The following is an 18,180-nucleotide window of genomic DNA, read 5'->3' on the forward strand; positions in this document are numbered from 1 at the left end:
AGTCCCGGAAAAACGGCCGTGCATGCAAAAACGTGTACGGCTGTTTTATTTTCTGGTTTTGCTATCGTCTTTGAAAAAGAGCTGAAGCTCGGAACAGAGATACTCTTTCAGGAGATCTTCCTGCGAAAGAAAGGCATCGGACCACTCAAAATAGTAAGGGCGGCTTTTGAAATCCTCGCGGAAGGCCGGGGTGAAAAACTCTTTCTGCTGCGGAAGAAATGTACCGGTCCGCCGCTGATAGCAGTTGGCAGCCTTTGCTTTCTGACGGTGTTCCGGATCGACAAACGCGCCAACGCTCTTGTGAACAGCCTGATCCTCCAGCGGAAGATAATAGTAATTCTTATAGTCCGGGAAGAAATATTTCAGCTCCGCCGTATGCGTCTGCAGGGAGAGAGAAACCCGTGAACCAAAGGCTGTAAGAGAACCATCCGCGCAGACACGGGAGAGGAAAACCGGAACTTCCCGCTCGGGCTGCAGTGAAACTTCCAGTGTCTGTCCGGTAAAACGACACGACTGGACAGAAAAATCGCCGTGAAACAGAGCAGGAAGCGCGAGCAGTTCCAGAACAGAACCCATGCCGAGGACATCCTCATAATTGTGAAGGAAAAGCAGTTCCAGTTTCTTTTCATCCAGTGTCTGAAGATAGTCGTGGTAAACAGAAATCAACTGTTTTCCGTTAAGTTGATCCTTCCGTGGGAATGAGAGATACTGTTCCACATTTTTCTGTTTCATTGAAGAAAGTCCCAGGATTGACTGAAACGGGCGGAGTGCCTGATAAAGATCCAGGGATGCGATTGACGAAAGCGGATCTTCCATCTGATAAAACAGTGCTTTGTGTATGAGGTAAGGAAGATCAAATGTCGTTCCATTAAAATGCACCAGCTGCTTCACGTCGGAAAGAAACGTGAAAAAAGAGACAAGCATCTCTTTTTCTTCGGTCGGTCGATCAAGAAACCACTGGCGCAGTGTGAAAGTATCCGCGGCCGGGTCAAAGAACAGCGCACCAATCAGATAGAGATGCGAGGTACGCCAGGAAAGGCCGGTCGTCTCAATATCGAAAAAGACATCGCCGTTTCTCAGATACATCTGAAGATCGGCAGAGAGAGCAGCGGGGGTAGAATCTATGATCTGCATAAGGTTTTTTGTCTCCTTTGAAAAACTTTTTTGAATCTAAAGATATTATAAGACGAAAAAATCTGACATGCAAGAAAGACAGCGACTAATCGTTGCGTGATGAGAAAAGTTCTGCTATAATAGAATATGCGTTCGCTTTCGAAAAAAGAAAACGGCGCTTTGGAGGAAAAACATGATTGCATTTATCAAAGGAACTGTAGATTCTCTTTCGGAAGGAAAAATGATTCTCGAAAGCCATGGAATCGGCTATGAGCTGAATATTCCAGCGAGTATGTTCGACGCAGGCATCCGGGAGGGAGAAGAGTTAAAGATATATACCCATATGAGTGTGCGGGAAGACGGAATTTCCCTATTCGGCTTTCTGTCCCGTGAAGATCTTGAAATATACCGTATGTTGATCGGCGTAAGCGGCATCGGACCAAAAGCGGCGCTTGCGGTGCTGTCCACGCTTACTGCAGACAATCTGCGCTTTGCCGTCCTCTCGGAAGATGTCCAGGCGATTGCCAAAACACCGGGCATCGGAAAGAAGACCGCGCAGAAGCTGATTCTGGAATTAAAAGACAAATTCGACCTGCAGGAAGCGTTCGAGCAGAAGCTGGCAGGAAATCAGGCGGCTGCGGCGGTACGGCAGGCAGGCGAACCGGATGCCTTCCAGGATGCGGTACAGGCGCTGACTGCGCTTGGCTACTCCGGAACGGAAGCACTGCAGGCAGTAAAGAAAGTCGAAATCACCGAAGGCATGGACAGCGAGGCTGTGCTGAAAGCGGCATTGAAGCATATGTTTTAGCAGATGGTCCTAAATTGTGGAAGAAGGAAACCTTATAACGATGGAAAGAAGAATTATCACAACTGACGTTCTCGAGGAGGACGTGAAAATCGAAGGTTCGCTCCGTCCCCAGCACCTGGACGACTACATCGGACAGGAAAAGACGAAAAAGAACCTGAAAGTATATATTGAAGCAGCAAAACAGCGAAGTGATGTTCTCGATCATGTGCTGTTTTACGGCCCTCCGGGACTTGGAAAAACAACGCTGGCGGGCATCATTGCAAATGAGATGGGAACCCATATGAAGGTAACGAGCGGCCCGGCGATCGAAAAACCGGGTGAGATGGCAGCGATCCTCAACAATCTGCAGGAGGGCGACGTCCTGTTTGTTGATGAGATCCACCGCCTGAACCGCCAGGTCGAGGAGGTTCTTTACCCAGCGATGGAGGATTTTGCGATTGATATCATGATCGGAAAAGGCTCTTCGGCGCGCTCGATCCGCCTGGATCTGCCGAAGTTTACGCTGGTCGGCGCAACAACGCGTGCAGGTCTTTTGACTGCTCCGCTCCGCGATCGGTTCGGTGTCATCCACCATCTGGAATTTTACACGGAGGAAGAATTGGCCAACATTATCCTGCACTCCTCAAAAGTACTGAATGTGGAGGTGGACCCGCAGGGAGCGCTTGAGATGGCGCGCCGTTCCAGGGGAACACCGCGTCTGGCAAACCGGATTTTAAAGCGTGTCCGCGACTTTGCCCAGGTGAAATACGATGGAAGAATCACAAAAGAGGTCGCATCGTTTGCCCTCGATCTGCTGGAAGTAGACCGTTACGGACTGGATCAGACTGACCGGCTGCTTCTTACCACCATTATGGAAAAGTTCCAGGGCGGTCCGGTGGGACTCGATACCCTGGCAGCATCGATTGGAGAAGATGCCGGCACCATCGAGGATGTCTACGAGCCGTTCCTGATCAAATCCGGATTTATCAACCGCACTCCGCGCGGAAGAGTGGCAACGGAATTTGCCTGGCACCACCTGGGGCTGGAGGCACCGCGTAAGATCGAAGAGTAAAAGCCCTGAATCTTTCATTTTCTGTTGCTTTTTGCAGAAAAAGGTTGTTTTTCTTCCATTTTCGGTATATGATAGGTTATATTAGCCGGGAGTTTGGTCCGGTTAAATTCAGTGGAGGAAAAGCAAAAGAATGGCTGTAAAAAATACAACACAGGTTTTAATAGATGGAAAAATTATCACACTGGGAGGTTATGAGAGCCCGGAATATCTGCAGAAAGTAGCTGCTTATCTGAATCAGAAGATCAGCGAACTTTCCCAGTCAGCCGGATACAACCGCCTGTCGGTGGATACGAAGCACACACTGCTTGCACTGAACATTGCAGACGACTATTTCAAAGCAAAAAGCCAGGTCGATACCCTCGAAGAGGATATGGAAGCCAAAGACCGGGAAACCTATGATATGAAGCACGATCTGATCGCAGCGGAAATCCAGGCCGGCGATCTGAAAAAAGAACTGGAAGAGAAACGAATCGAGCTGGAACATGTGCGCGGCGAGAGGGAAGAACTGCAGCGGCAGCTTGATAAGGCAAATAAGGATCTGGAAGATTTATTAAAAGCGTAAAAGAAGGAAAAACGGGGGATTGCGGAACAGGTAATCGCCCGTTTTTAGGAGATAAAGATGAAGACAGAATTATTAGCACCAGCCGGTTCGATGGAAGCGTTAAAAGCAGCAGTTTCCGCCGGTGCGGATGCCGTCTATCTCGGCGGAGCCGCATTCGGCGCAAGAGCGTATGCAAAAAATCTGGATGAGCAGGAGATTCTCTCAGCCATCGATTACGTCCATCTGCGGAACCGGAAACTGTATCTGACGGTCAACACCCTCTTAAAAGAGGAGGAACTGGAAGAGAAACTGTATCCGTATCTGCGTCCGTACTATGAGCAGGGACTGGATGCCGTGATTGTCCAGGATATGGGCGTTTTAAAGGCGGTCCGCTCCTGGTTCCCGGATCTCGACATTCATGCGAGCACACAGATGACAGTGACAGGATCTGCGGGAGCGCGTTTCCTGGAGAGCCTTGGCGCGACGCGTGTGGTACCGGCCCGTGAGCTTTCGTTTGCGGAGATCCAGAAAATCCACCGGACGACCAACCTTGAAATTGAATGCTTCGTCCACGGGGCGCTCTGCTACTGCTATTCGGGACAGTGCCTTTTTTCCAGCTTGATCGGCGGAAGAAGCGGAAACCGCGGAAGATGCGCGCAGCCGTGCCGTCTGCCGTATGAAGCGTACGATAAAGACAACCACCGCATGGGGGAGCCGGGCGACCGCTATCCGTTAAGCCCGAAGGATATGTGTACGGTAGAACTGCTGCCGGAGATTGTAAAATCCGGGATTATGTCCCTCAAAATCGAAGGCAGAATGAAAAAGCCGGAGTATACAGCGGGCGTTGTCAGCATTTACCGCAAATACCTCGATCTGTACGAAAAAAAGCCGTCCCGTTTCCACGTTCTGCCGGAGGACATGAAAAAGCTGTATGAGCTGTATAACCGTGACGGTTTCAACAAAAGCTATTATACCGTAAGAAACGGACGCGATATGATGGCGCTGAAGAACGAAAAAGAGCAGGAAAATAAAAAGAAACAGCGCAGAAATGAGCAGCTCTTTTATGAGATCCAGAGAGATTATATCGAGACTGAGGCAAAAGAGCCGATTTCCGGCTTTCTGACCCTGTATCCGGGCCAGCCGGCGTTCTTAAGTGCAGAAAGCGGAAAATACAGCGTAACAGCAGAGGCGGGCATGGTAGAACCGGCAAAGAAGCAGCCGCTGACCGAGGAACGCGTAAAAACACAGCTGGAAAAGACAGGCGAGACACCATTCTATTTCAAAGAACTCGATGTCTGTATGGATGACAACTGTTTCGTGCCGATGCAGACGTTAAACGAGCTGCGGAGAGGCGTTTCGGACCAGCTGGTGAAAGAGATGACAGAGCCATACCGCAGAAAAGCAGCGGAAAAGCCGGAACAGGAAGCAAAAGCATCTGGAAAACCGGACCAGGAGAGCAGGGCAGAAAAGAAAATGGAGCTGACCGCATCTGCCGAGACGAGAGCCCAGTGGAATGCGCTGCTCGAGATTCCGGAGATCACGACGATCTACGCCGGCATGGGATGCTTCAAACGGGAAATCTTCGAAGAGCAGGCGGAAAAAGGCATCCTGCAGGCGAAAGAACTGGGAAAACAGGTTTATCTGATGCTGCCGCACGTTGTACGTGAAGGCGATCTGAAGGAATACCACGACACGTTCCGCTGTCTGAAGGAGATCGGTCTTGGCGGTTTCCTGATCCGCAATCTCGAAAGCTTTTCGTTTTTGAAAGAGATGGGAATGGAAAAGGATATCCGGCTCGATTACAGCATTTACACGTACAACAGCCGTGCGCAGGCATTCTGGCAGGAGCAGGGCGTGCAGCGTGATACCGTTCCGTATGAGCTGAACGAGCGGGAAATCGGAAAACGTGACAATACGAACAGCGAAATGGTGGTCTACGGCTACCTTCCGATGATGGTTTCCGCCCAGTGTGTCCAGAAGAACCTGAACGGCTGCAATCACAGTTATTCTCTGGTACGCTTAAAAGACCGGATGGGAAAATACTTCCCGGTGAAGAGTTACTGCACCTCGTGCTACAGTGTGATCTACAACAGCCTTCCGCTCGGCCTGGTAAAAGAAGCCGATGAGATCCGGTCCATGCATCCGGCTGCGGTGCGGCTGAATTTTACCATCGAGACACTGGAGGAGACAAAAGAAATCGCCGCTGCGTTTGCTGGAACGTACTGTAAAGGAATCGCAGTTCCGGCCGAACAGGAATATACCAAAGGCCATTTCCGCCGGAAAGTAGAGTAAACGGTGAGAAAAAAATAAGGGGAATTTATGGAAAATACCATTGTTCAGTTATCAAAATATGTGATTACCTTCCTCATGATCTGTTTTACCGTGCAGTCGTTTGCTGCACTCAAAGAGCGGGATGAGGATGAGCGCCATTACATTCTGATGCGGCAGATCATCATGATCATTCTGATGAATTTCATCTGTTTCTTCGTGATGTTCCTGCAGGAGGGCGAAGTATCAACGATTCAGATGTTTCTGCTCACGATGGCGTATATCCTGGGCGTACAGATCCTGTACCGCCTGATTTACCGGAAGGCATCGATGATCCTGTTAAACAACATGTGTATGCTGCTCTCGATCAGCATGATTATTCTGACGAGACTGAGCGTGTCAAAGGCGATGTCCCAGTACAAAATTCTGGCGGCATCCACACTGCTCTGCTTCATCATTCCGGTCATTGTCCGAAAGGGCAAGTTCCTGAAAAATCTGACCTGGATTTACGCTGTGCTCGGAATTGCCATGCTTTCCGTCGTTATGGTGCTTGGCTTTACTTCCGGCGGTGCAAAGCTGTCGATCGAAATCCACGGCATTACGTTCCAGCTCTCCGAAATTGCCAAGATCACACTCGTGTTCTTTATGGCAGGCATGCTGCGCGAGGATAATTCCTTTGGAAACGTTGTAAAAGCAACGGTCATTGCGGCAGTTCATGTGCTGATCCTTGTTGCATCCACCGACCTTGGAACTGCGTTCGTCTTCTTTATGGCGTACGTGGTTGTAATCTATGTGGCAACGAGAAAAGCCAGATATCCGCTTTTGGGACTTGCGGGAATGAGTGCCGCCTGCGTTGTGGCGTATTTCCTGTTTTCCCATGTACGGAACCGTGTGGCACTCTGGCAGGATCCGATCGGAAACTGGGATATCAGCAGCCAGTTAGCACAGGGCCTCTTCGGCATGTGCTCCGGCGGATGGTTCGGAACCGGCCTTTTCGAGGGACGGCCTGACATTATCCCGGTTGCAACGAAAGACTTTATTTTCTGTGCGATCTGTGAGGAGATGGGCATTATCTTCGGAATCTGCCTGATTCTGCTGTGCATGTCCACATTCCTTCTGATTATCAATATTTCCATGAAGATGAGCAAACGGTTCTACAAACTGATTGCCATGGGTCTTGGAACGGAATATGCGACACAGGTGTTCCTCACCATCGGAGGAACCATTAAATTTATTCCTATGACAGGTATCACGCTGCCGCTGGTCAGCTATGGAGGAAGCTCCATGTTCTCCACGGTGCTGATGCTGTCGATCATTCAGGGATTGTACATCTTAAGGGAAGACGAAGGTGAGGAGCTTGAGAAAAGACGAAATAAGAAGAAACGAAACCAGCAGAAAAACGACCCAGGCGCCAAGAAAAAACGACGCCCGGACGAAGAGACCGAAAGACGAAAGAAGAGCGGCAGCCGGAACGACGGACAGGGAACCCGCCAGAAGTACCGCGAGCAGCCGGATGAATTCGAACGGCGGATCGAAGAGCAGACCGAGAACAGCCTCCACTGGTAAGGCGGCAAACAACGGCGCAGGGCCGTATCTGATCGTTTCGTTCCTGTTCGTGGCCATGTTTCTTGGGCTGATCGCGTATCTCGTTTACTTTAATGTCGTGCGGAAAGAAGAATTTCTGAATAGTTCTTACAATACGAGACAGAATAACTATGCAGAGCGCGTGATCCGCGGAACAATCTATTCTGCGGACGGCCAGGAACTGGCAAAGACGACGACAGATGAAAACGGGGATGAGGTAAGAACGTATCCGTTCGGCAGCCTGTTTGCGCAGGTGGTTGGCTACACGGGAAAAGGAAACAGCGGCCTCGAATCTTCCTACAACTATATGCTGATGGAGTCCCATACAAGTAAGTTAAAGCAGGTAAAGAATGAATTCAGCGATGCGAAGAACCCGGGAGACAGTCTCTATACAACGCTGAATACAACACTCCAGCAGGCCGCGGCCGATGCACTGGACGGGTACCGCGGTGCAGTTGTCGTGCTGGAGGCAAAAACGGGCCGTGTACTTGCCAATGTGAGCAATCCGGTTTTTAATCCCAATACGATTGATGAGGACTGGGAGGCACTGAATGCAGACGATGAGAGCGGCGTGTTTCTGAACCGCGGTCTGCAGGGAAGATATCCGCCGGGATCTACGTTCAAGATTGTTACTTCGCTTGCGTATCTCCGTCAGAACGGCACACTGGACGGTTTTTCGTTCGACTGTGACGGTGAGCTGACAGCAGGAAACTATACGATTCACTGCTCCGGCGGTGAAGTGCATGGACCGGAAGATTTTGCGGGTGCGTTTGCACATTCGTGCAACTCTGCCTTTGCACAGATTGGCCTTGGGCTGGATAAAGATGCCTTCCGCTCGCTGGCGGATTCCCTGTATCTGAACAGCCGTCTGGATCTGGAGCTTCCGACCAGCAAAAGTTCTTTCGACCTTGATTCGACAACGGCGGATGCTCTTGTGATGCAGACTTCCATTGGCCAGGGCGATACGCTGGTAACACCGATGGAGATGGCGCTGATCGCCTCCGCGGTTGCAAATGACGGAGAAATGATCAAACCGCGTTATGTGGACAACATTGTGTCTGCGGACGGACAGGCAGTCAAAACCTTTTCCAAAGAGTCTCTTGGCACGGTAATGTCCGAGAGCGAAGCCAATACGCTGACGGAGCTGATGAAAGGCGTTGTCCAGAGCGGAACTGCAGTTTCACTTTCGGATCTGCCGTACAACATCGCCGGTAAAACAGGAACCGCAGAACACGGAAGCGACGGAGAGACACCGCATTCCTGGTTTGTCGGATTCTCCAATGCGGATGATCCTGATATTGTCATTGCTGTTGTGGCAGAAAACGGCGGATATTCGAGTGAAGTCGCTGTACCGATTGCAAGACAGGTAATTGAAGCATATTATGCACAGCAGTAAACGATGAAAAAACGCGTTCGAACCGGAAAGGATGGGTTCGGGCGCGTTTTCTGAATTTTTAGAAAAATGTTAGAAAAAGGATGCGGTTTTAAGGTTGCGCGGGGGCGGGAAAAGAGGTATACTTTTTAACAGAAGATCTGGCGGCAAGCGGGAAGAAAAGAGCTGTCAGAGAATGGAAAAAAGCCAGAAGGAGCTTAAAACGTATGATCGAAGCAGTAAGCTGCGGAGGTATCGTAATCTACCGTGGAAAAATATTGACGCTTTACAAAAGCTACCGCAACAAATATGAAGGCTGGGTTCTGCCGAAAGGAACCGTTGAGCCGGGAGAAAACCATGAACAGACTGCTGTCCGCGAGGTGTATGAGGAGTCCGGCGTGCACGGAACCATCATCAAGTACGTGGGAAAAAGCCAGTACAGCTTCAGCATTCCGGAGGACACCGTGGAAAAAGAGGTACACTGGTATCTGATGGCCTCATCCGGCTACTACAGCCGTCCACAGAGAGAAGAATACTTTGTGGATTCGGGCTATTACAAGTATCACGAAGCATATCATCTGCTGAAGTTTTCCAATGAACGGCAGATTCTGGAAAAGGCCTATCAGGAGTATCTGGAACTGAAGAGAGCAAATTTATGGAAGGTTCAGCCACAGGCTCAGGGAAAATATGGTAAACTGGTATAAAAATCTGTACGTCGGGGATACTGCAAAAAAGAAACAGAAAAAATGGATGCGCCGGATTGAGAACAAAAAAGCAGTTCTGGGAGTCTGGCTCCTCACACTGCCTTCCAATCAGCAGAACAATCTGGATGTAATTCCGGCGGATCTGCTTTTGCAGCCGGCCGTGCGGAGAAACTGTCCGATGATTGTCGGACTTGCCGTGTCGCGCGAGGAAGCTTTTGAGCTTGTGGAGCGATCGCATTGGAAACTTATCGGGAAACCGGAGAAGTAAAAATCCGGGAATGGCTGCTGAACCGGATTGAGGGATGTGAATGATACATATACTATTCATGATTTTGAAGGCACTGGGGATTTTACTCCTTGTTTTACTGTTTCTCGTGCTTCTTATCGTCTGCACCGTCCTGTTTCTTCCTTTTTGCTACCGGGCGCAGGTTCTGAAAGAAGAAGAGGGATTTGCCTGCGTAAAAGCGAGCGGAAGAGTATCGTGGCTTTTCGGAGCTGTCGCGCTGACGGCCTCGTATGAGGAACAGAAGCCGGAGGCGCAGATTCTGCTTTTCGGGGCATCACTGGAAACATGGAAACGGCGGCTGAAAAAGATCCGCCGGGGAGAAGCGTCCGTGTCCCGGACGGAGGAAAATGAGACAGAAAATGCGCCGGAAGCAGAAAAAACAGCAGAGCAGAAAGCGGAAGCGAAAAAAGAGCAGACATCGGCGGAACAACCGGCAGAACAAAAAACAGATACTGTAAAAAAACAAATGCCGCAAAGAGACGCAGAAAAGACACAGAAAGCACCGGACCAGACAGAAAAACAGCAGAAGGTGACAGCACAGAAGGAGCAGCCAGAGCAAGAGCAAGAGCAGGAACCGGATGCGCCGAAAAAAAGCATTCTGGAACGGTTTTTCGGAAGGATCGAATATCTTCCGGAAAAACTGCTGAATCTTGTCAGCCGTCTGCTGCAGACAGCTTTCCGGCTGTTGGAACTTCCGTTCCGTCTGCTTGAAAAACTGGAGCAGAAAATCCAGGCAGGCAGACGGTTAAAAAGAAAGTGGGAGAGTGTGAAAAAATTCTTCCGTTCGAAGATGTTCCGTGAGGCACTGCTCCATGCAAAGAAAGAAGTGCTTTATTTCCTGAAGAAAGCAGCACCGAAAAAAGTAACCGGCACAGTCCGGTTCGGATTTGACGATCCGGCACTGACCGGAGAGACACTCGGCATTCTGGGTATGATTTATGGAAAACTGCCGAAAGACCTTTCCGTCCAGCCGGATTTCGAACAGGAAATTCTCCGGGGCGATGTCCGGATGAAAGGAAGTTTTCAGGCTGTGACAGCAGCCGGCATTGCACTTCGATTATTCCGGGATCAGAATCTTCGGAAAACCATACGACATTTCAAACACAAGGAGGCCTAAAAGATGGCAGAAAAGGACAACACATTTCAGAATACTGTAGAAGCACTGTTCCGCGGAATGGACAGCTTTATCACAACAAAGACGGTCGTAGGTGAGGCGATCCACATTGATGATACGATTCTTCTGCCGCTGGTAGACGTTTCCTTCGGCGTGGGAGCGGGTGCATTCGCAGAAAATGCAAAGAACAATGCAGGAGGCGGTATGGGCGGAAAAATTTCTCCGAGCGCCGTTCTTGTCATCAGCAAAAACGGAACGCGTCTGGTCAACATCAAAAACCAGGATGCTGTCACCAAAATCATTGACATGGCTCCGGATCTGATCAGCCGCTTTACCGGCAAAAAGGAAGAGGACGGGTATACCGCAGAGAAAGTAGAGCATATAATAAACCAAGAGGCGGATAAGGAGTAAGCTCGTTTGTGCAGAATTTTAGGTTTTCTGCTGTTCTGGATGGGGGTCGGGCTTCTCATCAGCCTGATGATCCGCAGCTCGTTTCTTACGGTTCTTGCGGCCGCTCTGCTGCTGTGCGTGGGATATCATCTGTTCTGCAATACAGGGGAATAGTGAAAGATGCACAAAAAGATCGGAAATGAACTGGCTGATTTGTACAGAGAAATACTTGCAAAATGAAGAAGCTGCGCTATAATAAGTCCATCTTAAATGAATCAGCCAACTATACTAATATCATAGATCAAGACGAGGGCGTCTTACCAGAACGAAAGTTTCGGTAGGATGCTCTTTTTCTTTTGCTAAGCATATGGATCGTTGGCAGGTTCAGCTTAAGAGACCACGCTATTTTTTTCTCCCTTTTAAAATATAAAAAATAGAGCACAACAGGGTATAAGCGAAAACTTATGTCCTGTTTGCTCTTCCCAGAACTTTTTTTAAAATCTTAATTCTATTTTTGAACAGCAAAAAAGCCTTCCCGGACTGGAAAGGCCTTTTAACCATTCAACTTATGCACGCTCTACTTTTCCGGATCTTAAGCAGGAAGTACATACGTACATTTTCTGCGGTACACCGTCAACTTTAACTTTGACAGATTTTACGTTAGATTTCCACATTTTATTGCTTCTTCTATGTGAATGACTTACGTTGTTTCCGAAATGAGCACCCTTCTCACAAATTGCACACTTTGCCATGATTGCACCTCCTTGACATACGTACTTGAGTCAAAACGCATTTTAGACTCACAACATAAGTCATTCTAACAGATCTATACCGGTTTTGCAAGTAAAAAATGAAAAAATTATATGAATTTTGAAGGTTTTTCATTTTAAACTTTCTTTTTTGCGGAAAAGCGGTTATAATGTATCGTAGAGTGGAGTCAGTTATTCCTGTCTCCATGTGTTTTGAATAGTATGATGGAATTGGAGGATACAAGGCATGAAAGGTCGTATGAATACAGGCTTGGGAGAAATCGTAATCAATCCGGATGTAATCGCCCTGTATGCGGGCAGCGTTGCTGTGGAGTGCTTCGGCATTGTCGGAATGGCAGCGGTAAACATGAAAGATGGACTGGTCAAACTTCTGAAAAAAGAGAGTCTGACACACGGAATTAATGTATCGATTTCGGAAAATAAAATTTCCCTGGATTTCCACGTGATTGTTTCTTACGGAGTCAGTATTTCTGCCGTAACAGATAACCTGATCAATAATGTGAAATACAAGGTGGAAGAGTTCACCGGAATGGAAATTGAAAAAATCAACATCCTGGTTGAAGGCGTTCGCGTCATCGACTGATGGTAATAGGAGGAAATGAAGAAAGTGGCTACAAATACAATTGATGCCGGCTTACTGGCAAAAATGTTTCTGGCTGGTGCAAAAAATCTGGAAGTAAAGAAAGAGTGGATCAATGAGCTGAACGTGTTCCCGGTACCGGACGGCGACACAGGTACCAACATGACGCTGACGATCATGTCCGCAGTCAAGGAAGTAAACTCGCTCACAGAAGTGAACATGTACAACCTTTCCAAGGCAATCTCTTCCGGTTCTCTGCGCGGTGCCAGAGGTAACTCCGGCGTTATTCTTTCCCAGCTCCTTCGTGGCTTTACCAAGAAGATCCGCGACTATGAAGAGCTGAATGCAGAGATTCTTGCAGAGGCAATGGAAAAAGCAGTCGAGACTGCATACAAAGCCGTTATGAAGCCAAAAGAAGGTACCATCCTGACCGTGGCAAAGGGAGCAGCAGAGAAAGCAGCAGAGCTTGCACCGGAAAGCGAAGATCTGAACGCATTCATCGAGGACGTTCTCGCGCATGCAGAGTACGTGCTCTCCCAGACACCAGAGATGCTGCCGGTATTAAAAGAGGCAGGCGTTGTGGATTCCGGCGGACAGGGTCTCTTAACCGTACTGCAGGGCGCATATGACGCGTTCCTTGGGAAAGAGATTGATCTGAATTTCGAGATGCCGGAAGCAAAGACAGAATTTGTCAGACCGTCCAAAGAGACAGAAAAAGAAATCAAATTCGGCTACTGCACCGAGTTTATCATTATGCTGGAAAACCCGCTTCCGGATGAAGAGGTTTATGCATTCAAAGATTTCCTGAACGGAATCGGAGATTCGATCGTTCTCGTTGCAGACGACGAGCTGGTTAAGGTACACGTACATACCAACGATCCTGGAAAAGCAATTTCCAAGGCGCTGACGTACGGACAGCTGACCAGAATGAAGATCGACAACATGCGTGAGGAGCATCAGGAGCGCCTGATCAAGAACGCAGAAAAAATCGCAGCACAGCAGGCAGAGGAAGATAAGAAGAGAAAAGAAGCAGCAAAACAGCCGCCGAAGGAGAACGGATTCATCGCCGTGTCCATCGGAGAGGGAATCAAAGAGATCTTCCAGGGACTCGGTGTTGATTACCTGATCGAGGGCGGTCAGACCATGAACCCGAGCACCGAGGATATGCTGACTGCAATTGAGAAGGTCAATGCAAAGAATATCTTTATTCTGCCGAACAACAAAAATATCATCCTCGCAGCAAATCAGGCAAAAGCCATGACTGAGGACAAAAATATCATCGTTGTTCCGACCAAAACCGTTCCGCAGGGCATCACAGCCATGATCAGCTATGTGCCGGAGAAATCTGCAGAAGAGAACGAGGAGGCCATGACAGAGGGCATCCAGATGGTGAAAACCGGTCAGGTAACGTACGCGGTACGTGATACCCACATCGATGAGAAAGAGATCCATCAGGGCGACATCATGGGACTTGGCGATCACGGACTTCTCGCTGTCGGACAGGATATTCTTACCGTTGCAGAAGAAACCATCCGCGCCATGGTCGATGAGGACAGCGAGCTGATCAGCATCTACTACGGTGAAGATATGAGTGAGGAAGATGCCGAAAGCCTTGGCGAAAAAATCGAGCAGGCATATCCGGACTGCGATGTGGAAGTAAACTATGGCGGACAGCGATTTACTACTGTGTCGTTTCGGTTGAATAAGAGTAAGGAAAGAAAAACATGAATACGGAACCCCTGACAACACTGAAGGGGATCGGTGAAAAAACGGAGAAGCTGTTTGCAAAAGTAGGAATCTACAATTTGCAGCAGCTTCTGCATTATTATCCAAGAGATTATGACTGCTATGCAGAGCCGGTTCCCTTTCGCGAATGCAGACAAGAGGAAAAGAATGCGGTATACGGAAGAATTGTCCACAGTCCGTCGGTAAAAGGAAACCAGAGAAAGAGCGTCGTTGTCCTGGAACTCTACGAGGAGCCGGTGCGGCTGCAGCTTACCTGGTTTAATATGCCGTTTCTGCGGAGCACGCTGAAGAAAGGCAGTGTTTTTATCTTCCGCGGAAAGATACAGGAAAAATCAGGCCGTCTCGTGATGGAGCAGCCGGAAATCTTCACTCCTGCCGCATACCATGAGCTTCTGGCAAGTCTTCAGCCGGTTTATGGGCTGACAGCCGGTCTCACGAACAAGATGGTGAGCAAGGCCGTCGCACAGGTGCTGGAGCGATGCGCACCTGCGCAGGACTATCTGCCGGAGAAAATCCGTGCCCGGTATGAACTCTGTGAAATCAATTATGCCCTCCATGAGGTTCATTTTCCAAAAGACCAGGAGCATCTGGCAACGGCGCGGCGCAGAATTGTGTTCGAAGAGTTTTTTCTCTTCATCCTGTCCCTGCGGCAGTTAAAAGAGCAGACGGAGGGAATTACCAATGCGTTCCCGATCCGCGCCGTCTGGAAGACGGAGGAAGTCATCGAAAATATGCCGTACCGTCTCACGAATGCACAGATGCGCGTGTGGGGCGAACTGGAGCGGGACTTAAAAGGCCATACCCGCATGGCGCGGCTGGTACAGGGAGATGTCGGAAGCGGAAAGACAATTCTGGCGTTCCTTGCAATGATTATGACAGCTGAGAACGGCTACCAGTCGGCGCTGATGGTTCCGACGGAGGTCCTGGCGCGGCAGCATTATGAATCGCTCTGCACTCTGTTGAAAGAAAACAATCTGACGGAATACAATCCCCGCCTTCTGACTGGATCCACGAAAGCAAAAGAACGCCGGGAAATCTATGCCAGTCTGGAAGACGGAAGCTGCAAAATGGTGATCGGCACACATGCACTGATTCAGGAAAAGGTACAGTACAAAAATCTGGCGCTTGTCATCACAGACGAACAGCACCGCTTCGGTGTCCGGCAGAGAACGGCACTTGCTGAAAAAGGGGAACCGCCGAATGTTCTCGTTATGAGTGCAACGCCGATTCCAAGAACCCTGGCTATCATTCTGTACGGAGATCTTTCGATTTCTGTGATTGATGAACTTCCGGCGAAGCGTCTGCCGATCAAAAACTGTGTGGTGGATACGTCTTACCGTCCAAAAGCTTACCGCTTTATCACGCGTCAGGTCGAACTGGGCCGTCAGGCGTATGTGATCTGCCCGATGGTGGAGGAGAGCGAGGGTCTGGAAGCGGAAAACGTCACCGACTATACACAGCTCCTGAAAAAAGAGCTGCCGGGCATCACAGTAGAGATGCTGCACGGACAGATGAGGGCGGCGCAGAAAAACGAGATCATGGAGCGGTTCGCCAGCGGAGAAATCCAGGTACTCGTCTCGACGACAGTCGTGGAGGTCGGTGTCAACGTGCCGAATGCAACGGTGATGATGGTGGAAAATGCCGAACGGTTCGGCCTTGCACAGCTCCATCAGCTCCGCGGACGTGTCGGAAGAGGAGAGCATCAGTCCTACTGTATTTTCATCCGCGGAAACAAAGATCAGGAGACCGCCAAACGTCTGGAAATCCTGAACCATTCGAACGACGGGTTTTATATTGCCTCGGAAGATTTGAAACTGCGCGGCAGCGGCGATCTGCTGGGAACGCGCCAGAGCGGGGATATGGAATTCCAGATGGCAGATATTTTCCGGGATGCCGATATCCTGCAGAAAGCGAGTGAGGCGGCTTCAGAACTGCTTGCCGACGATCCTTATTTTGAAAAACCGGAGCATGAACTGCTGAAAAAGGTAATGAAATCGTATCTTGATCTGGAAAACCACGACATTGGATTGTGAAAAATTACAAAAAAATCCGGCTTTAAAATGCAAAATCGGATAAAAATAACAGCCTGATTGGATAGTATGGAAAATGACTGTACAATTTCGTGGAAAATTCGTGCGAAATCAGATATTACTTGAAATGACAAAAAAATTCATGTATCATAAACAAGGAATCAAAAAATGTGCGGACCGTGAGTGTCAAGCGTTCGCCTGAATGATAGTTCGCAGGACGGCTCTTCCAAAATATACAGGGCCGGTCTAAATGGGAGGAAACAGATATGGTAAAGAAAAAACCAGCTGCCCAGGCTAAGACAGCAGAGAACGAGACAGTAAAAGTAGAGACCAAAGCAGCAGAAAAAACAACCGCAGCAGAGAAAGAAGCTGTAAAAGAAGTTGCAAAAGAAGTTGTAAAGGAAACTGCAGCAGCAGAGGAAGCACCTGCAAAAGCAGAAGAAAAACCGGCAGCAAAAGCTGCAAAAACAACCCGCACAACAGCAAAGAAAACAACGACAAAGAAAGCGGCTGCACCGAAAAAACCAGCAGCAGCGAAAAAGCCGGCAGAGAAAAAAGCACCTGCAAAAGCAGCAAAGAAAGAAGCGGAGCAGGAGATGATTCTGCAGTTCGGCGGAAGAGAAATCAAGGAGAAAGATCTGTACGAGAGAATCCAGCAGATCTGGATCGAAGGATATGGCAAGAAAGCAGAGGAATTAAAGAGCCTGAAGGTTTATGTAAAACCGGAGGAATTTACTGCTTACTACGTAATCAATGATGATGTAACCGGAAGCATTGATCTGTAAGTATTATGTACAGCTCTGCAGGAGCAAGAAAAAAGCGTGAGCTTTTCCGAAAAGAAAAGAGCTCACGCTTTTTGATGCCTGTTCCGGCATCAGGATGTTATACCGGGATGATTAGTACTGGCCAGAAGAACCGCCGGACATCTGGCGTTCCTGCTGCTCAATCATCTTTTTGACCATATAACCTCCGACAGAACCATTCTGTTTGGAAGTCAGGTTACCGTTGTAGCCATCACTGAGCGGCACGCCGAGTTCGCTTGCCACCTCAAATTTGAATTTGTCCAGAGCGCCTTTTGCTTCTGGTACTGCTGCGGTATTCGATGAACGATTCGCCATGTTCATTCCCTCCTTTATCTTTGTGCTTGTTAAAAGCTGCTGTGAAGCAGATCCGGATGTGTTTTTCATCTGTTCTGCTACGGTCATAGTATGTGGAAAGAAAACAAAAATAAACTTCCAGATTCTGTATTTTTTCCGGAAAAGCGGAGAAAGTAAAAGAAGAAGGAAAAATGGAACGGCAGAAAAAATATAAAAACTGTGTAAAAAATTCACAAAAAGAATTGCGTTTTGAAAATAAATTTGTTATAATTGCTGTACATGGTAGTAAAAACAGGAGAAGGGGCGGTTTGCAGTAATGAATATTGGAATCATAGCACACAACAGCAAGAAGAGTCTGATCGAGGATTTCTGTATTGCATACAAGGGAATCCTCATGAAACATGAGGTGTACGCCACCGGAACCACCGGACGGCGGATTGAAGAGGTGACGAACCTTCATGTACACAAATTTCTGCCTGGAAGCGTAGGCGGAGACAAACAGTTTACCGAGATGATTGAACGCGGCGATATGGATATGGTAATTTTCTTTTACAATCCGACGATGATCAATCCGAAAGAGCCGGATGTCTACAAAATTATCCGTACCTGCGACCAGTACAATATCCCGATTGCAACAAATATCGGAACTGCGGAGTCTCTGATTTTGGGACTTGCAAGAGGAGATTTGGACTGGAGAGAGCAGTTGAAAGCCGACTGATCCATCAA

At 48.6% G+C, this 18,180-nt stretch carries 19 protein-coding genes and 1 pseudogene; 17 read left to right on the plus strand and 3 right to left on the minus strand.

The genetic code is table 11. The annotated features are described in order from the left end of the window. Window positions 1–45: 45 nt before the first annotated feature. The gene (locus tag DXA55_RS02100) at window positions 46–1,134 is read right to left on the minus strand and encodes a ribonuclease H-like domain-containing protein (protein ID WP_117812910.1); all 1,089 of its coding nucleotides are present in this window, start codon (window positions 1,132–1,134) and stop codon (window positions 46–48) included. Window positions 1,135–1,306: 172 nt separating this feature from the next. On the opposite strand from DXA55_RS02100, the gene ruvA reads away from it, so the two are divergent. The 11 genes from ruvA to DXA55_RS17220 all read left to right on the plus strand — a co-directional run bounded on the left by ruvA (window position 1,307) and on the right by DXA55_RS17220 (window position 11,405). Continuing rightward, entirely contained in the window at window positions 1,307–1,921 is a 615-nt protein-coding gene (gene ruvA, locus DXA55_RS02105) for a Holliday junction branch migration protein RuvA (RefSeq protein WP_022461906.1), read from the plus strand. A gap of 40 nt (window positions 1,922–1,961) precedes the next feature. Then, complete coding sequence (gene ruvB / locus DXA55_RS02110; protein ID WP_022461905.1) at window positions 1,962–2,972, plus strand: Holliday junction branch migration DNA helicase RuvB; 1,011 nt, start codon at window positions 1,962–1,964, stop codon at window positions 2,970–2,972. A 130-nt stretch (window positions 2,973–3,102) separates the two neighbouring features. Beyond that, the gene (locus DXA55_RS02115) at window positions 3,103–3,534 is read left to right on the plus strand and encodes a cell division protein ZapA (RefSeq protein ID WP_022461904.1); all 432 of its coding nucleotides are present in this window, start codon (window positions 3,103–3,105) and stop codon (window positions 3,532–3,534) included. Window positions 3,535–3,591: 57 nt separating this feature from the next. Then, a complete protein-coding gene (locus DXA55_RS02120; protein ID WP_055265209.1) occupies window positions 3,592–5,805 on the plus strand; it encodes a U32 family peptidase in 2,214 nt (737 codons plus the stop codon). Window positions 5,806–5,832: 27 nt separating this feature from the next. Beyond that, window positions 5,833–7,347: an FtsW/RodA/SpoVE family cell cycle protein gene (locus DXA55_RS02125; protein WP_070103672.1), complete on the plus strand. Its 1,515-nt coding sequence runs from the start codon at window positions 5,833–5,835 to the stop codon at window positions 7,345–7,347. Continuing rightward, on the plus strand, window positions 7,295–8,761 hold the full coding sequence (locus DXA55_RS02130; RefSeq protein WP_070103671.1) for a peptidoglycan D,D-transpeptidase FtsI family protein: 1,467 nt from the start codon (window positions 7,295–7,297) through the stop codon (window positions 8,759–8,761). Before DXA55_RS02125 ends, DXA55_RS02130 begins: the two co-directional genes overlap by 53 nt. 203 nt (window positions 8,762–8,964) lie before the next feature. Then, the gene (locus DXA55_RS02135; protein ID WP_055265207.1) at window positions 8,965–9,441 is read left to right on the plus strand and encodes an NUDIX hydrolase; all 477 of its coding nucleotides are present in this window, start codon (window positions 8,965–8,967) and stop codon (window positions 9,439–9,441) included. Further along, window positions 9,425–9,709 (plus strand): hypothetical protein, encoded by a 285-nt coding sequence (locus DXA55_RS02140; protein ID WP_117812911.1) that lies wholly within the window; start codon window positions 9,425–9,427, stop codon window positions 9,707–9,709. The genes DXA55_RS02135 and DXA55_RS02140 overlap by 17 nt, the downstream gene beginning before the upstream one ends. Window positions 9,710–9,749: 40 nt before the next feature. Then, a complete protein-coding gene (locus DXA55_RS02145; protein WP_082426137.1) occupies window positions 9,750–10,844 on the plus strand; it encodes a DUF2953 domain-containing protein in 1,095 nt (364 codons plus the stop codon). Between the two features lie 3 nt (window positions 10,845–10,847). Next, on the plus strand, window positions 10,848–11,252 hold the full coding sequence (locus tag DXA55_RS02150; RefSeq protein ID WP_022461897.1) for a GerW family sporulation protein: 405 nt from the start codon (window positions 10,848–10,850) through the stop codon (window positions 11,250–11,252). A 6-nt stretch (window positions 11,253–11,258) separates the two neighbouring features. Continuing rightward, a complete protein-coding gene (locus DXA55_RS17220) occupies window positions 11,259–11,405 on the plus strand; it encodes a hypothetical protein (protein ID WP_167622772.1) in 147 nt (48 codons plus the stop codon). Window positions 11,406–11,797: 392 nt separating this feature from the next. Here DXA55_RS17220 and rpmB read toward each other — a convergent pair whose 3' ends face one another. After that, complete coding sequence (gene rpmB, locus DXA55_RS02155) at window positions 11,798–11,983, minus strand: 50S ribosomal protein L28 (RefSeq protein WP_022461896.1); 186 nt, start codon at window positions 11,981–11,983, stop codon at window positions 11,798–11,800. A gap of 244 nt (window positions 11,984–12,227) precedes the next feature. Between rpmB and DXA55_RS02160 the strand changes: the two genes are divergently transcribed. The 4 genes and pseudogenes from DXA55_RS02160 (at window position 12,228) to DXA55_RS17000 (ending at window position 17,142) form a co-directional block, all read left to right on the plus strand. Next, complete coding sequence (locus DXA55_RS02160) at window positions 12,228–12,584, plus strand: Asp23/Gls24 family envelope stress response protein (RefSeq protein WP_022461895.1); 357 nt, start codon at window positions 12,228–12,230, stop codon at window positions 12,582–12,584. Window positions 12,585–12,608: 24 nt separating this feature from the next. Then, window positions 12,609–14,287 (plus strand): annotated as a pseudogene (locus DXA55_RS02165) (DAK2 domain-containing protein). An 18-nt stretch (window positions 14,288–14,305) separates the two neighbouring features. Further along, entirely contained in the window at window positions 14,306–16,360 is a 2,055-nt protein-coding gene (recG, locus tag DXA55_RS02170) for an ATP-dependent DNA helicase RecG (protein ID WP_117812912.1), read from the plus strand. Between the two features lie 263 nt (window positions 16,361–16,623). Continuing rightward, window positions 16,624–17,142, plus strand: a complete 519-nt coding sequence (locus DXA55_RS17000; RefSeq protein WP_022461892.1) for a DUF6465 family protein — start codon at window positions 16,624–16,626, stop codon at window positions 17,140–17,142. A gap of 111 nt (window positions 17,143–17,253) precedes the next feature. Here the strand turns inward: DXA55_RS17000 and DXA55_RS02185 are convergent, their stop codons facing one another. After that, a complete protein-coding gene (locus tag DXA55_RS02185) occupies window positions 17,254–17,475 on the minus strand; it encodes an alpha/beta-type small acid-soluble spore protein (protein WP_022461891.1) in 222 nt (73 codons plus the stop codon). A 170-nt stretch (window positions 17,476–17,645) separates the two neighbouring features. Between DXA55_RS02185 and DXA55_RS18035 the strand changes: the two genes are divergently transcribed. Both DXA55_RS18035 and DXA55_RS02195 read left to right on the plus strand, forming a co-directional pair. Next, entirely contained in the window at window positions 17,646–17,771 is a 126-nt protein-coding gene (locus DXA55_RS18035) for a hypothetical protein (RefSeq protein ID WP_273693202.1), read from the plus strand. Further along, window positions 17,771–18,172, plus strand: a complete 402-nt coding sequence (locus tag DXA55_RS02195) for a methylglyoxal synthase (protein ID WP_022461890.1) — start codon at window positions 17,771–17,773, stop codon at window positions 18,170–18,172. Before DXA55_RS18035 ends, DXA55_RS02195 begins: the two co-directional genes overlap by 1 nt. The last annotated feature ends 8 nt before the right edge of the window (window positions 18,173–18,180 follow it).

Source organism: Blautia sp. OF03-13, from assembly GCF_003460685.1.
GTDB lineage: Bacteria > Bacillota > Clostridia > Lachnospirales > Lachnospiraceae > Fusicatenibacter > Fusicatenibacter saccharivorans.